The organism is Amphritea japonica ATCC BAA-1530, from assembly GCF_016592435.1.
Lineage (GTDB): Bacteria > Pseudomonadota > Gammaproteobacteria > Pseudomonadales > Balneatricaceae > Amphritea > Amphritea japonica.
The window spans coordinates 2,690,557-2,706,177 of record NZ_AP014545.1 but is presented as its reverse complement, the minus strand read 5'-3'; the positions used below and the strand labels follow the sequence as shown (position 1 = coordinate 2,706,177).

Sequence of the window (15,621 nt, the reverse complement as noted above, 5' to 3'; positions counted from 1 at the left end):
AGGAGCGGAATTATGACACAGCAAAACCGCCTCCAGAGCGGAGGTCGCATCGACCGTTCCAAGCCAATGACGTTTACCTATAACGGTAAGCAGTTCTCTGGTTTTCAGGGCGACACTCTGGCATCTGCCATGCTGGCAAACGGCATTGATGTCGTTGGCCGTAGTTTTAAATACAGCCGCCCACGCGGTATCGTAGCCTGCGGCGCAGAAGAGCCGAATGCGGTACTACAGCTGGGTGCAACTGAAGCGACGCAGGTACCTAACGTACGTGCCACGCAGCAGGAATTGTTCAACGGTCTGGTGTCAGCATCAACCAATGGCTGGCCGAGTGTTGATACCGACGTGATGGGTATGATCGGTAAAGTCGGCGGCAGCATGATGCCACCGGGTTTCTACTACAAGACGTTCATGTTCCCTCAGTCTCTGTGGGACAGCTATGAGTCAATGATTCGTAAAGCTGCTGGCATGGGCCGTTCGCCGCTGGAAAGCGATCCGGATACCTATGACAACGTTAACCAGCACTGTGACGTACTCATCGTCGGTGCCGGCCCTGCGGGACTGGCGGCAGCACTGACGGCTGCCCGTGGTGGTGCCCGGGTCATTATTGCTGATGAACAGAATGAATTTGGTGGCAGCCTGCTGAACACCAAAGAAACGCTGGACGGCAAGCCTGCTGCAGAATGGGTGAAGAGTGTTGTTGCTGAGCTGGCGACATTCGCTGACGTGATGCTGCTGCCTCGCTCTACCGTGAACGGCTACCACGACCATAACTTTGTCACTATCCATGAGCGTTGCACCGATCACCTGGCGGATATTGCGCCGGTTAATCAGGCGCGTCAGAAGTTGCACCGTGTACGTGCTAAGTGGGTAGTACTGGCAACCGGCGCGCATGAGCGTCCACTGGTTTACTCTAACAATGATGTACCGGGTTGCATGGTGGCTAACGCCGTCTCTACCTACATCAACCGTTACGGTGTTGTACCGGGTAATGAACTGGTACTGATGACCACCAACGATTACGGTTATCAGGCAGCGCTGGACTGGGATGATGCCGGTCGTAAGGTTGTTGCCATTGTTGATACCCGTGCTTCCGGTAACGGTGCCCGTGCTGAAGCAGCGCGTAAACGTGGCCTGCACATCATTTCTGGCTCTGCGGTCATTGAAGTGCAGGGCAGTAAGCGTGTATCCGGTGTCTCTGTGGCTGCGATCAGCGCAGATGGCGGTAAAGTTACCGGTTCTATTACGAAACTGAAAACCGATACGGTTGCCTCTTCGGGTGGCTGGAGCCCGGTTATTCACCTGTCCAGCCATACCGGCAGCCGTCCTACCTGGGACGATAAGATTGTTGGTTTCGTTCCTGGACCTACCGTTCAGAAGCAGCTGACAGCGGGTGGCATTAACGGCCAGTACGACACAGCTGTTGCACTGAAGCAGGGCTTCGATGCGGGTCAGAAAGCACTGACTGAAACTGGTCTGAGTGCGGCTGAAGTGGTTCTGCCTAAAGCTGAAACACTGAAGACTGATGCACCGATGACGCTGTTCCATATCCCGCATATTAAGCCAACGTCGGCTGCGCCTAAGCAGTTTGTTGACTACCAGACGGATGTGACGGCAGCGGGTATCGAAGTGGCTTGTCGTGAAGGTTACGAGTCTATTGAGCACGTTAAGCGTTACACCGCGATGGGCTTCGGTACTGATCAGGGTAAGCTGGGTAACATCAACGGTATGGCGGTTGCAGCGAAAGCGCTGAACAAGACCATCCCTGAGACCGGTACGACTATTTTCCGTCCGAACTACACGCCGATCTCTTTTGGCGCGATCGCTGGCCGTAACTGCGGTTCACTGTTTGATCCTGAGCGTTACTCGGCGATGCACAAGTGGCACGTTGAGCACGGTGCGAAGTTTGAGGATGTCGGCCAGTGGAAGCGTCCCTGGTACTTCCCGCAGGGCAACGAGACGATGCAGCAATCGCTGGATCGTGAGTGTCTGGCAGTGCGTGACAGCGTGGGTATTCTGGATGCGTCTACCCTGGGTAAGATCGATGTTCAGGGTAAAGATGCCCGTGAATTCCTCGGACGTGTATACAGCAACGCCTGGGCTAAGCTGGCGGTTGGTAAGTGTCGTTACGGCCTGATGTGTGGCGAAGATGGTATGGTTTTTGACGATGGTGTATCGGCTTGTTTAGGCGATAACCACTTCGTAATGACGACCACAACTGGCGGCGCAGCACGGGTTCTGGAATGGCTGGAAATCTACCACCAGACCGAGTGGCCTGAGCTGGAAGTTTACTTCAACACGGTTACCGATCACTGGTCTACACTGACTATTTCCGGTCCTAACAGCCGTAAACTGCTGTCAGAACTGACTGATTACGATCTGAGCAATGATAACTTCAAGTTCATGGACTGGAAGCAGATGAAGGTTGCCGGCGTTCCTGCCCGTGTCTTCCGAATCTCTTTCACCGGTGAACTGTCGTTCGAGATCAACGTACAGGCAAACTACGGCACCCATGTGTGGGAGAAGCTGTTCGAAGCCGGTAAGAAGTACAACCTGACGCCTTACGGTACAGAAACGATGCACATCCTGCGTGCTGAGAAAGGTTTCATCATCGCCGGTCAGGATACCGATGGCTCTGTTCATCCGTATGACCTGGGTATGGGCTGGTGTGTGTCTAACCAGAAGCCGTTCAGCTACATCGGTAAGCGCGGAATGAATCGTGCTGATTGTGTACGTCCGAACCGTAAGCAACTGGTTGGTCTGAAGACTAAAGATCCTAAAGCGGTGATTCCTGAGGGAGCACAAGCGGTACTGGATCCTAAAGCACCGATCCCGATGCCGATGGAAGGCCATGTTACCTCCAGTTACTGGAGTGCTAACCTGGGTCACTCTATCGCGATGGGCTTTATTAAAGGTGGTCTGGATAAGATGGGTGAAACCGTATTCTATCCACTGGCCGATGGCACTGTGATTGAAGCTGAGATTTGCAGCCCGATCTTCCTTGATCCGAAAGGGGAGCGTCAAAATGTCTGATTTGAATGTAATGACACCCGCAGAAATCGCAGCCACTAAAGCTGCAGTAATGGACCAGGTACCTGGTCCTGAAATTCAGGGCCAGTCGCCGCTGCATCATGCGGATCTGGAAACTCTGGCAAAGCAAGGCCCTAAAGCTGGCGGTGTTCACCTGCGTGAGCACAAGCTGCTGGGTCATCTGACGCTGCGCTGTAATCCTGACAATGCTGATCAGCTGGCCGCTGTTGAGCGGGTGCTGGGTGTAGGTTTGCCACTTCAGCCGCTGACCTCTGTTGAAAAGGGTGACTACTCCATCCGCTGGATGTCGCCTGATGAGTGGCTGATTCTGGTGCCGGGTCTTGAGGCCTTTGAGGTGGAATCTAAGTTCCGTGATGAGATGGGTGGACACTACTCGCTGGTGAACAGCAGCGGTGGCTCAACAGTACTGGAACTGTCCGGTGACAATGTTGTTGAACTACTGAAAAAGTGTATCCCGGTTGATCTGCACGCAGCGCAGTTTCCCGTAGGTAAGGTGGTATCGACGGTGTTTTCTAAAAGCACAGCGATTGTCCGTCGTACCGGCGAGAAGCGTTTTGAGTTGATCATCCGTCGTAGCTTTGCTGACTACATCTGGCTTTGGTTACAAGATGCCAGCCGTGAGTTCGGCCTGGTTATTGAAGCCTGATTTCAGCCTCTGAAAACCAGCTCCAGCCGGAGCTGGTTGATATCTGTTTGTCTGCTGACTGATTAAAGCGGGTGTTCTTTTATAGTGCCTGTTTATCGCTCAGCCGAACAAATGCAGGAGTAGATATATGCCTAATGCAATAAAACCCTGGGTTTTTACCGCGAGTTGTCCGAGTAAGCTGGGAACTGTTGATGTCGTAACCCGTTATATGGCGGAAGCAGGAAACTACGTTGATGAGATTCACTCATTCGATGACCGGGTTTCTAAGCGCTTTTTCATTCGTATCGAATTTCAACCGACCGAAGCCGATTTCAGCGCGGAAAAGTTTGATGCTGCGTTTGGCCCCCGTGCTTCTGAGTTTGAAATGGAGTGGGAGTTAACGGAACCTGAGCATCGTCCGCGAGTGGCGATACTGGTGTCTAAGTATGACCACTGCCTCAACGATCTTCTTTATCGTCATCGCACCGGTCAGCTGAATATTGAAATACCGGTTATCATCTCTAACCACCCGGATCTTGAGCATCTGGCTGAGTGGCATGGTATTCCTTATTACCACCTGCCGATTACGCCTGATACCAAGCCAGAGCAGGAAGCCGAGATTGTTAAACTGTTAGAGCAATACGATATTGAGCTGGTTGTTCTGGCGCGCTATATGCAGGTGCTATCGCCCTGGATGTGCGAGCAACTGAACGGTAAAGCGATCAATATCCACCACTCGTTACTGCCCGGCTTTAAGGGCGCAAGGCCTTATCATCAGGCCTGGGAAAAAGGGGTGAAAATGGTAGGCGCAACCGCTCACTATGTGAATAACGATCTGGATGAAGGTCCGATTATTACGCAGGGTATTCAGACGGTTGATCATGCTTTCTACCCGGAAGATCTGATTTCAAAAGGACAGGACGTAGAGCGGGTAACCCTCTTTAATGCGATTCGTTACCATATTGAGAAGCGTGTGTTTCTTAATGAAGGACGTACCGTCGTTTTCTCCAGCTAGTCTTTTTGATAGGGAGTCAGCTCATTGGCTCCCTGAAGTTTTACGTTTTTCATGCAGCTGAAAAATGTCTTTTATGAGGTTTGTCGGGATTACTTCTTCCAGAGAGGTACGTAGTGTGTGGCTCATCCTGTCCGACCTCACTTTTTCTGTTTTAGTCTGAAACAGAGATTCAACGTAATAAGAAAATTACAGGTCGTAAACCGGCATACAGCGGTTTATGCACCAGAACATAATACTCCCTTCAGTATAATAAAAACCTGCGCTCAGAATGCGCCGTGGAGACTCTATGTCTATTTCTGTTTTTGATCTTTTTAAAATAGGCGTTGGTCCGTCGAGTTCGCATACGGTCGGTCCGATGGTGGCAGCCGCAAACTTTGCAGACCACCTGCAACAACATCAGCTGGCGCAGGATGTGCAACGTATTCAGGTGGATCTTTATGGTTCATTGAGCGCGACAGGGATCGGTCATGGTACTGACAATTCAGTGGTGGTTGGCTTGATGGGGGAGCGCCCTCACAGCATCGATCCGGAAATGATTCTGCCTGCGGTTGCCGGGTTAAAAGAGAGTAATCGTCTTAATCTGCTGGGTCAGTACCCGATAGAGTTCATCTGGCAGAGGGATATGTTGTTGCTTGAAGAGAACCTGCCTTACCATCCGAACGCGATGCGTCTGGCAGCCTTTGGTGCCGATGATCAGTTGTTATATGAGAATACCTATTACTCGATTGGTGGTGGTTTCGTTATCGATGAGAGTGATGCGACGGCCGACGCGCATTTAGTGCCACAGGTTGAACTACCCTACGACTTTAATAATGCGGTTGAGCTGCTGGAACTGTGCGAAGCGAATAACTTCAGCGTCAGCCAGCTGATGATGGAAAATGAGAAGGTCTGGCGCAGTGAGCAGGAGATCCGTGATGGCCTGATGGATATCTGGGCGGCGATGAAAGAGTGCATTGCCACCGGACTCCATAAAGAGGGAACCTTGCCCGGTGGCTTACAGGTGAAGCGTCGGGCGATGAGTCTGCATAAATCCCTGATCCGCTCCACTAAGCCTAATGTGATCAGTTCTACCATGGGCGCCATGGACTGGATCAACCTCTACGCGCTGGCAGTGAATGAAGAAAATGCTGCGGGTGGACGGATGGTAACTGCGCCGACCAATGGTGCCGCAGGGATTATTCCCGCAGTGCTGATGTACTACACCGAATTTACGGCTAAGGCGACGGAAGAGTGCGTTGTTGATTTCTTGCTGGCCGCTGCAGCGATTGGTGCGTTGTGTAAGAAGAATGCTTCTATATCGGGTGCGGAAGTCGGTTGTCAGGGAGAAGTCGGCTCCGCCTGTGCCATGGCAGCAGCAGGTTTGTGTGAAGTGTTGGGCGGCTCGCCTGGGCAGGTGGAAAATGCGGCTGAAATTGGTCTGGAACATAACCTGGGTCTGACCTGCGATCCGGTGGGGGGCTTAGTTCAGGTGCCCTGTATCGAGCGTAACGCGATTGGCGCAGTGAAGGCGATCAATGCTACACAGATGGCGCTACGGGGTGACGGTGATCATTTTATCTCGCTGGATAAGGTGATCAAGACCATGTCAGATACCGGCCGGGATATGCACGATAAATACAAAGAGACCTCTCGTGGGGGGCTGGCGGTCAACGCGATTGAATGCTGATCTGCAGTACGCCTGTTAGCTAGGGACTAACAGGCCGCTTTCTGTTGTCATAGATATCTCGAATGGAAGATCAACAGACGGCGGCCTGCGGACAGGGTGTATTAAAAGCCAGTGTCTTAGCCTGTTCGCGTGCGAGACTGGGAGAAACACCAAAGTAGTCTTTGTAACAGTTACTAAAGTGACTGGTGCTGACAAAGCCACTGGCCAGTGCAATATTGGTGATCGACTCATTGCTTTGTAATAGCAAACGGCGGGCGTGGGTAATGCGTAATTCCAGATAATAGCGCCCGGGCGAGGTTTCCAGATGATTCTGGAATAAACGCTCAATCTGGCGCCGTGAAATGCCGATGCATACGGTCAGTTCATCAACGCTGATCGGTTCCTCTATATTAGCCGCCATCAGTTCCATAATATCGCGTAGATTTTGCGGCAGGCAGGGGTTGTCACCTGGCTGGCTGATACGAATATTACCTTTTTCTGAAATTTGATCGCAGCTTAAAATCTCTCTGATAGCCCGGGTTATATTCATTCCGCGCAGCTCTCCAATCAACTGCAACATCATCTCCATAGCGCTAACCGGCCCGGCGCTGGTATGGCGGTTACCTTCGCTTACAATAACTTGTTCGCTGACTCTGACTTTAGGGAATTGTTCGCGTATATACGCATGATTGTCGGGGTGCAGGGCGCAGCTTAGCTGATCCAGTAGCCCGGCATGGGCCAGCGCGATAGCGCCATTCCACAGGCCGCCAATCAAGAGCTTTTTACTATCAGCCTGCTTGAGTGTGCGAGTGAGCTCCGGGTGCTGTTGGGTTGAACAACGGTAACCGCCACAGATAATTAACAGGTCGGGTAAGGGTTTGTGGTCAAACGCCTTCAGGGTGCCCTGGGCGGCGATTTCAATCCCCAGATCGCTGATGACCGGTGACGTTTCTGCCGCATAGGTCTGGTAGTTAAACAGGGGCGTGGTACGTACCAGATTGGCGGTTACCAGCGTATCGACAGCGGCTGTAAATGCACTCATAGAGAAGTGCTGCTGCAATACAAAGCCAACCTCTACCGGGTTTTCATCCTGTTCGGCTGCCGGTAAAAATGGGCTGTTGGTATCACGCATCAGCGCACTGAAATTTCGCTTGTCTTTTATATAGGTCATGTATGTACCCCTTTTTTATTATGGGAATGTTATAGCAGTTTTATAACCTTGTTGATAATCGGTAAGTTTGACTCAATAAAATGATGTAAAAGATTGTAAATTGATGTAAATACGCATTTGTATCGAAACTGATTATGTTCTTTTAATATTTATGTTTGTGAAGTTTTTATAACGAAAAATATAAAATTTTACGGTTTAATGATGTTTCATTAGTGTTTTGTCTGGTCTTGTTTACATTCGCGTCTATGAAAAAGTTTCATGCGGTTTTTGAAGTTTTTTCAGGGGGTTTTTAACTGCGTTTTATCTCTGTATAAAAATAAGGGTTCGTTATGAAAAGCCTCAAATGAACCTAACGCGAACATAAAAACAACCTTCTGTTAAGAAGACGCGGAGACCACAATGAAAAAGATCGAAAGTCGTATGAACCTGAAATCTGTAATCGCATCCTCCCTGGTATTGGGGGCGGTATTGGCGACGCCTGTAGAAGCAGCGACAACTTTACGTATAGCCAGTCAGCATGCACCCGATCAGTATGCTTCTGAAGTGTTGCGACAGATCAAAGTTGATCTCGAGAATGCTGGTGTAGATCTGAAAATTAAACTCTATCCAGCAGGTCAGCTGGGTTCTGGCGAACAGCTGATTGGTGAAACAGTCCGTGGCAGCATCGATATTGTTCACTCGTTTGTTTACAGCCACAAAGATCCGGTACTGGAAATAAACTCACTGCCTTATCTGGTTTCTAACTATGATGAGATGGAAAAAGTATTCAGCCCAGGCTCTAACTTCTACGGTATTTTCGATCAGCGCATGGATAAGATGGGCCTGAAATTACTGGGTGTGACTGCCGAAGGCTTTATCGGTGTTATGTCTTCCTCAATGCCTGAGAACTACCGTACAACAGGGCCTAAAGGGCAGAATATCCGGGTGTGGAGCGCGCAATCAGCGAAACTGGGTACTCAGGATATGGGCTACAACACCACCACTATCGACTGGGGTGATGCTTTCCCTGCAATCCAGCAGGGTGTGGTTGACGGAATGATTGGTGCAACGCCTGAAGCAACCTACACGACGTTCAAAGAAGCGATTAAGAACTATGTTCCTTACAACGCTTTTGTTGAGAACTACGCTTACTATGCCAGCAAGAAAACCTGGGAGAAAAAGCTTAACGAAGAACAGCGTAAAGTAATCACTGAAGTCTTTGCTAAAGCGGCTGCTGGTTTCGTTGACTGGAGTCGTGAAAACGATGCAGCTAATCTTAAAAAGCTTGAAGCCTTTGGTGTTAAAGTTTTGCCGCTGACTGACGCAGAACGCAGTGCTATCGCTAAAGAAGTACGGGCAAAAACCTGGCCTAAGCTAGAAGAACGTCTGGGTAAAGATATCCTGGATGAAGTCATTGCTGACCTGTAAGTATCCTGTTAACTCCCCATTTTTTTTGATGGGGAGTATTCAAATCGATTGTCTGAAATTTTGTTATTAAATATATATAAATAAAGTGTATTTAATAACAGATTTCTAAGTGGTCGATATCTTAAAAAAATAAGAGTGTAGCCCTATGCATCTGAATATACCGCGCCCGCTGGGCTCGCTGGTAAATATTCTGTTACGTAGCAAAGAATATATATTAGCGACTGCCAGTCTGGTTATGGCATTTGTGTTTTTCTTTGTGGTTATCCTGCGTTATTGGTTTCAGGCTGACCTGTTTGCCTACGAAGAGTGGGTATTAATGATCGCGTTCTGGGTGTATTTCCTGGGCGGGGCGATGGGTAGTTATGAAAATACCCATGTGAAAGCTGACTTTCTGTTATCCCTGATTGATAGCGTGCGTACCAAATGGATTGTAGTGAACTGTACGATCTTTCTGGAAGCCGTTATTGGCATAGTCCTGAGTTACTGGGGCTGGTTGATGTTATGGGAAGAGATCAGTGCCTATCCTGACTGGCAGCGTACCACCGGACTGGAGTTGCCTTTCGTCATTCCTAAGCTGGGCATCTTTCTCGGGTTTGTCCTGATGACGTTTTACACCTCCCTGCATTTGTGGAGTGGTTTACGCGACGGCCCCAGCGAAGAATGGGAATCTGACGAAGCCCCACCACATATCTGATTTAGGTACTCCTTATGTTAATTCTACTGACACTTCTGGTGATCTGTCTCGCGTTGGTGGTGGGTATTCCGGTACCTTTCGCCTTCGGTCTGGCATTGATCTATATGTCACTTACGGGTGACCACGATCCGGCAGGTTTTCTGACGTCGGGTCACTGGCGCATGAACGTGCTGGTGCTACTGGCCATTCCGCTGTTTATTATGGCCGGTACAATTATGGAACGGGGCAAGATTGCCGAGCCCCTGGTTGATCTTGCTGAACTCTTTGTGGGTCGGTTTAAAGGCGGAATTGCTTACACGGCAGTGGGTGCCAGTGCCATCTTTGGTTCGATTGCTGGCAGCGCTACAGCCACGCTGACCTGCATCGGTAGCATAATGATGCCGCAGCTACGCAAAGCGAACTACCCTGAAGGTCTGTCTGCGGCACTGATTACGAACGCGGCTCCGCTAGGGTTGCTGATTCCACCCAGTGCGATTCAGATCATCTATGCCTGGGTCACCCGGCAATCGGTGTTGAAGTGCTTTCTGGCGACTATTGTTCCCGGTCTGATCCTGGTGACCCTGCTTTGTATTGTTAATTATGTGATGTTGCGTAAGTACAACAATATTAAAGTGCTGCCAAAATCGGATAACTTCGGTAAAGAAGTGGCTAAGAAAAGCCGTTTTGCGTTTCCAGCGCTGCTGATGCCCTTTATGATTCTTGGGGGAATATACGGCGGTATCATGACCCCGACAGAGGCAGCAGGTATCGCTGTTGTCTATGCTATCCCGGTTGGCTTCTTTATCTATAAAGGGCTGAATATCACAAACTTTAAAGCTGCGTTAGTCCAGTCCGCAACCACCACCGGTGTGGTGATGGTGATGTTCTTTATGGTGATGATTGTTAGTCGTCTGCTGATTTTTGAAGACATTCCTGACCTGGCTAAAGAGCTGATCTTTTCGGTATCGGATAATCCGATTATCGTATTGATTATGATCAACGTCGTGATGATTCTTATCGGTATGTTGATGGATGATGTCAGCGGTGTATTGTTGGCATCACCTCTGCTATTCCCAATTGTGGTAGAACTGGGTGTTGATCCGATTCAATTTGCAGCGATAGTGGGTGTTAATCTGGGTATGGGTAATATCACGCCACCCACCGCGCCATTGCTCTATCTGGGCTCGAGGGTTACCGGAGTGAGAGTCAGTGCGATGTTGAAACCAACGCTGATTATGATTTTGTTTGCCTGGATTCCAACATTGATCATTACCACTTATGTGCCAGAAGTATCACTGTTCCTGCCACAGATGTTTTTCGGTTAGCAGGCGTTACACCGCACACAGTCATTTTTGAAGACTGACAAAGGCCCCTAAGGTGTAACCCCGGGGCCTTTTTTATGCCTGATTGTTAGGTATGAGGGTGGGGGAAAGATCAGGATAGTTCTTTGTATAGTGGTCTGTAGTTGAGGCTGAAACTGCTCAGGATTTGGTAACGATAATATTATTCACACTCCGTAGGGTGCGGGCCATTTCCCGGGCCAGATTCATCATCAGGATACCGAACTCAAGGGGATGGTGTTGATGAAAATCGTGATAAACCTGACTGTTAATTTCCAGCGAGGTTGTTTTTTTGGCTGCCTCGGCCCGGCCTGCCCGGTCATGTAAAGCGATCAGACTGACAAAGCCTATCTGTTCACCTTGCATGAAATCACGGATATAGGCATACCGCCCCTCATGATACTTATAATATTTAACCTGGCCGACCAGAATAACGTGGAAACTGTCACCCGGCTGTTGTCGGTCAAATAACAATTCACCTTCGTCATACTCTCTTAGCTGACCCTGTTCGAGTAACCAGTTGATAGCTGTTTCTGGCAGAGCGCCAAAGATAGAGGCATCTGTAAATGAGTGCAGGTTATGCTGACTTAGCAGCTGTTGACGGGTGATTATGTTCATCAGTGGATTCCGTAACAGATATATATACAGTTTAGCCCGAAGTTGGCCTCAATCATAAGAACATTAGTCTGATACTGCCAGTATTTAGATTTTCCAGTTAATGGCAAGCTCAACAGTTTCGACCATTACCTGGTGAAGTTGGCTGAGAAAGTGGTGTTGTGCGGTTTCGCCGTTATCTGCCTGTTGTTCGAGCTGGCGTAACAGGTGGCTGGCCAGTGTGAAACCGATGGTATCGCAGGCGCCCGCTAACTTATGCGCTTGTTGTGATATCTCGTAGTCGTCGGCTGCCTGAATGCTCTGTTGCAGGGCAGGCCATAGTTCATTATGAACTTTGCAGAACCCTTGCATGAGTGTCGCGAGTTTTTCTGAGCCGAGCATCTGTTGATGAACCCGAATAACGGCCTGATCCAGTAATGGAATTTGGCTGTTATCTGAAGCTGTAGGAATATTTGGCTGAGTCATACTATTAACCCCGGCAATAGCACTTAACAATTGTTCTTTATGCACCGGTTTGGCAATCACGCTGCTGATACCGGCTTCTAGATAACGGTGGATATCTTCAGGCCTCACGCTGGCGGTTAAGGCGATGATGCGGGTATTGAAATTAATGCAGTCAGGGTCATTATTTAGTCTTGCGCTGACTTCCAGGCCGCTTAATCCCGGTAGATGCATATCCATCAGGATGAGGTCGAACTGTTGTTCCCGTCCGAGTGCTAAGGCTTTTATTCCATCGCCTGCAATAGTGACCTGGTGATGATGTTCTTCCAATAATCCCAGTACGACCTGTTGATTTATCTCGACATCTTCGACTAACAGAATCCGCTGGCAGGTGTGGTGGGGCTGAGAGGATTTGATATTGTCTGGCGTCGCTATGGTACTCGCCAGCGGCAGATTCAATTCAAGCCAGAATGTACTGCCACGGCCGGGGTTACTGGTAACCCCGATCTGGCCACCCAGGTGTTCAGCCAACTCTTTACTGATAGCCAGTCCGAGGCCTGTACCGCCAAAGCGACGGGTAATAGTCTCATCGGCCTGGGTAAAACGGTCAAATATATGTTGCTGGAGTTCAGGTTCGATACCGATCCCTGAGTCACTGATACTGAATCTCAGGTGCTGGTTTCCCGACACCTGGTTCAGTAACGTAACGCTTAAGGTAACGTTACCCTGATCGGTAAATTTAATCGCATTGCTTAACAGATTCGTGATGATCTGTCGCAGGCTGCTCTCTTCGGTATGAAACAGATCGGCGACATCATCAGCGTATTGAAGTTGTAGATTGAGTTGTTTGCGGTTCGCTTCAGGTGTTAATAGCGCTGTAAGGTTATGCAGTAAGTTTCTCAGCGAAAAACGGGTAGGGCTGATACTGTATGCGCCTTCCACGAGTCGGCCATATTCGAGCACGTTATTAAAGGTTTCCAGCAGAGCATTTGTCGCGTCGTGTAATACCTGAATGTGCTGCCGCTGCCGGCCATCCAGTTGAGAACTTTCTAACAGTTGAATCATGCCGAGCATGCCGTTCATCGGCGTGCGGATTTCATGACTCATGGTTGAGAGGAATCGGGACTTTGCATTACTAGCTTCTTCCGCAGCCTCTTTCGCCTGTAGCAGGCTGGCCGTGCGTCGTTCTACCATCGTTTGCAGCTGATCTCTGTTGTAACGCAGTTCTTCCTGTTCCTGCTCACGGTGACGGATCTCCTGGCGAATTGACTGGCGCATATCATTCAGGGCTGTAACCAGTTGGTCCAGCTCATCACTACTTTTCGGCGGTTGACGATCCAGTGTCAGGCCGTGTTCCAGCTGGCCTGCACCGATCTCCCGGCTGTAGTTGGCCATCGCTTCCAGGTGGCGGGTGATCTTACGGTGAAAGATAATCAGGATGACTAATACGATTAATACAACCAGCAGCGTCTGGGTGAGAAGAATGCTAAAGCCACGGCTCCAGATACGTTGATAAACCGCTTTCAGATCGAAGCTGACCTCCAGCTGTCCCAGTTTGCGTTGCTGTTCCGGTGTCCGGTGAATCAGATCAAAACTCTGAATCTGAAGCGGGCTGTCGGGAGAGGCGTTAAGCTCGCCTTCAATCGCGGTCTCACCGGTATCGGTATTCTTAAGGACGAGATAGCTGACATCCGGAAGGTTATGTATCCCTTTGAGCTGTAGTTCGATCTGAGCCTGATCGATATCCCAAAGGCTCTTTGCCAGACTGGCAAGGTAGCTGCTGCGAATCAGTTCGACCTGTTGATCAATCGCCCGGAACTCACGGCGATAATCCAGTGTGAGCTGCAGCGCGGTGGAAAACAGAATGAACAAAAAACTACAGCTACACACATAGAGCATAATCCGGTATCCCAGTGGATGTTCACGGGAGTAACGGGTGATTTTTGGTAGCAGGCCTTTGGGTTGAATCATTGCCGGGGCTCCGCTGCGGTCTGGTCGAGATAGAGCAAGCTATAGTGATCGGTTAGCCTGTTGATAGTCCCGTTCAGATGCATCTCTTGCAGGCGTCGATTGATAAAGGGCAGGTGCTGTTGCAGGCCGCTACTTTTACCGACTGCGAGAAAATAGAACTCTGTACTGACGCGGTAGATCAGCGGCATAACCTGCTCATGGAAACCCAGTTTTCGACTTTGCAGGCGACCACTGAGGAGACCGATGGGCATAAAGTCGATCTTTTGATCCGCCAGCTTTTCAAAATTTTGCCGGTTACGTGAAACGTACTCAATTCTCGTATTTTGCAACAGAAACTGATCTAAGCTTTCGCCAAAGCTGTCGCCCAGCAGCAGGCCGGCGACTTTGCCTTGCAAGTCATCCAGGTTGTTAAAAGGGGGCGGTGTTTTACGGTTAACAAACAGTGCCAGCTGATCAGCAATAACCGGTTGGCTGCTAAACCAAAGATAGGATTCCCGGCTGGGGATGCGGTAAGCGGCGACGACAATATCAGCGTTACCTTGTTGTACTTCAAGCAGGCAACGTTTCCAGTTGTAGCCCGCCCGGAGTTTGACACTGTATCCCAGTTCGGCAAAGAGCTGTTGGGTAACCGCGGGTGCGAGCCCCTTTAGTTGCTGATCACTCACCCAGGATACCGGTGGGTAGAAAGGGTGGCCGCAGGCTTTCAGAGTACGGCTGTAACTTGTTGAGGACAGTAGTATGAGTACCGCGCTTAACAGCACGATAAGCCACCACTGGCCGCTCCGGGTCATGGCATATCCACAGGCTTGGGCGTAAACAGATAACCAGTACCGTGGACGGTAAGAATGGTTCTTGGATTGGCGGGGTCATCGTTCAGTTTTCGGCGCAGCCGTCCAATCAGTACATCAACGGTACGATCACTGGGCACCCACTCCCGGTTGCGAATTTGTTCGAGTATCTGCTCCCGGCTCATCACTCTGCCGGAATTGACCATCAGCGTATTGAGTAACTGAAACTCACCTTCAGTCAGTTGAATAGTCTGCTGTTGTTCATCAATAAGCTGGCGCCGGTCCAGGTTCAGTTTCCAGCGTTCGAAGCTTTTTAACGTATGGGGGAGCGAGTCGGTGGGTTTCTGGTCGGTACAGTGGCGAACCCGACGCACCAGGTTTTTAGTACGGGCGAGAATTTCGCGGGGGTTAAAAGGCTTAGTGACATAGTCATCGGCACCGCACTCCAGGCCGATTAATCGGTCGACGTCATCCTGTCGGCCAGTGACCAGAATAATGCCCACTTCCGTATTAACCCGCAGTTCGCGGGTAAGGGTCAGGCCATCTTTGCCGGGCAGGCGGATATCCAGAAGAATCACATCGATCGCTTCGCTACGCAGAATCGCTTCAGCTTGCTCCGCTGTATCTGCGGTAAAGACAGTGTAGCCTTCCTCTTCAAAATAACTGCTCAGACAGTGTCGGGTCAGTTCTTCATCATCGACAACAAGAATTCGGGCATCTGTGTTCATAAAGGCGTGTTTTACCTTGGCACAGGTAGGTGCGTTAAACCGGCGTGCCTGATTATTTTTATTATCCCTACGAGGAGTGTGCAATCCTGACTACTGAAAATAGAGCTTTACAGGGGTGGTTGGCAAGTCTGTTTACATATTGTTTACAACGTTT

The 15,621-nt window shown here is 49.8% G+C and carries 12 protein-coding genes; 7 read left to right on the top strand and 5 right to left on the bottom strand.

Annotation, left to right across the window (positions count from 1 at the left end; all coding sequences use genetic code 11):
- The first annotated feature begins 12 nt into the window (after positions 1-12).
- The 4 genes from AMJAP_RS12545 (at position 13) to AMJAP_RS12530 (ending at position 6,354) form a co-directional block, all read left to right on the top strand.
- Positions 13-3,030 carry a sarcosine oxidase subunit alpha family protein gene (locus AMJAP_RS12545; RefSeq protein WP_019620203.1) on the top strand — a complete coding sequence of 1,006 codons (3,018 nt, stop codon included), beginning with the start codon at positions 13-15 and terminating at the stop codon, positions 3,028-3,030.
- Positions 3,023-3,694 carry a sarcosine oxidase subunit gamma gene (locus tag AMJAP_RS12540; protein ID WP_019620204.1) on the top strand — a complete coding sequence of 224 codons (672 nt, stop codon included), beginning with the start codon at positions 3,023-3,025 and terminating at the stop codon, positions 3,692-3,694. Before AMJAP_RS12545 ends, AMJAP_RS12540 begins: the two co-directional genes overlap by 8 nt.
- Positions 3,695-3,821: 127 nt before the next feature.
- On the top strand, positions 3,822-4,688 hold the full coding sequence (gene purU, locus AMJAP_RS12535) for a formyltetrahydrofolate deformylase (RefSeq protein ID WP_019620205.1): 867 nt from the start codon (positions 3,822-3,824) through the stop codon (positions 4,686-4,688).
- A 286-nt stretch (positions 4,689-4,974) separates the two neighbouring features.
- Positions 4,975-6,354 (top strand): L-serine ammonia-lyase, encoded by a 1,380-nt coding sequence (locus AMJAP_RS12530; protein WP_019620206.1) that lies wholly within the window; start codon positions 4,975-4,977, stop codon positions 6,352-6,354.
- A gap of 70 nt (positions 6,355-6,424) precedes the next feature.
- On the opposite strand, the gene AMJAP_RS12525 is transcribed toward AMJAP_RS12530, so the two are convergent.
- The gene (locus AMJAP_RS12525) at positions 6,425-7,504 is read right to left on the bottom strand and encodes a GlxA family transcriptional regulator (RefSeq protein WP_019620207.1); all 1,080 of its coding nucleotides are present in this window, start codon (positions 7,502-7,504) and stop codon (positions 6,425-6,427) included.
- A 399-nt stretch (positions 7,505-7,903) separates the two neighbouring features.
- Here AMJAP_RS12525 and dctP point away from each other — a divergent pair, with 399 nt between their 5' ends.
- The 3 genes from dctP (at position 7,904) to AMJAP_RS12510 (ending at position 10,909) form a co-directional block, all read left to right on the top strand.
- A complete protein-coding gene (gene dctP / locus AMJAP_RS12520) occupies positions 7,904-8,911 on the top strand; it encodes a TRAP transporter substrate-binding protein DctP (protein ID WP_019620208.1) in 1,008 nt (335 codons plus the stop codon).
- Positions 8,912-9,056: 145 nt separating this feature from the next.
- Positions 9,057-9,605, top strand: coding sequence for a TRAP transporter small permease (locus AMJAP_RS12515; protein WP_019620209.1), 549 nt, complete (start codon positions 9,057-9,059; stop codon positions 9,603-9,605).
- A 14-nt stretch (positions 9,606-9,619) separates the two neighbouring features.
- The gene (locus tag AMJAP_RS12510) at positions 9,620-10,909 is read left to right on the top strand and encodes a TRAP transporter large permease (RefSeq protein ID WP_019620210.1); all 1,290 of its coding nucleotides are present in this window, start codon (positions 9,620-9,622) and stop codon (positions 10,907-10,909) included.
- Positions 10,910-11,065: 156 nt separating this feature from the next.
- Here AMJAP_RS12510 and AMJAP_RS12505 read toward each other — a convergent pair whose 3' ends face one another.
- The 4 genes from AMJAP_RS12505 to AMJAP_RS12490 all read right to left on the bottom strand — a co-directional run bounded on the left by AMJAP_RS12505 (position 11,066) and on the right by AMJAP_RS12490 (position 15,467).
- Positions 11,066-11,542, bottom strand: coding sequence for a Crp/Fnr family transcriptional regulator (locus AMJAP_RS12505; RefSeq protein WP_019620211.1), 477 nt, complete (start codon positions 11,540-11,542; stop codon positions 11,066-11,068).
- Between the two features lie 84 nt (positions 11,543-11,626).
- Entirely contained in the window at positions 11,627-13,951 is a 2,325-nt protein-coding gene (locus AMJAP_RS12500; protein WP_019620212.1) for an ATP-binding protein, read from the bottom strand.
- Positions 13,948-14,742: a substrate-binding periplasmic protein gene (locus AMJAP_RS12495; protein WP_019620213.1), complete on the bottom strand. Its 795-nt coding sequence runs from the start codon at positions 14,740-14,742 to the stop codon at positions 13,948-13,950. Before AMJAP_RS12495 ends, AMJAP_RS12500 begins: the two co-directional genes overlap by 4 nt.
- Positions 14,739-15,467, bottom strand: a complete 729-nt coding sequence (locus tag AMJAP_RS12490) for a response regulator transcription factor (protein ID WP_026339951.1) — start codon at positions 15,465-15,467, stop codon at positions 14,739-14,741. Before AMJAP_RS12490 ends, AMJAP_RS12495 begins: the two co-directional genes overlap by 4 nt.
- Positions 15,468-15,621: the final 154 nt, after the last annotated feature.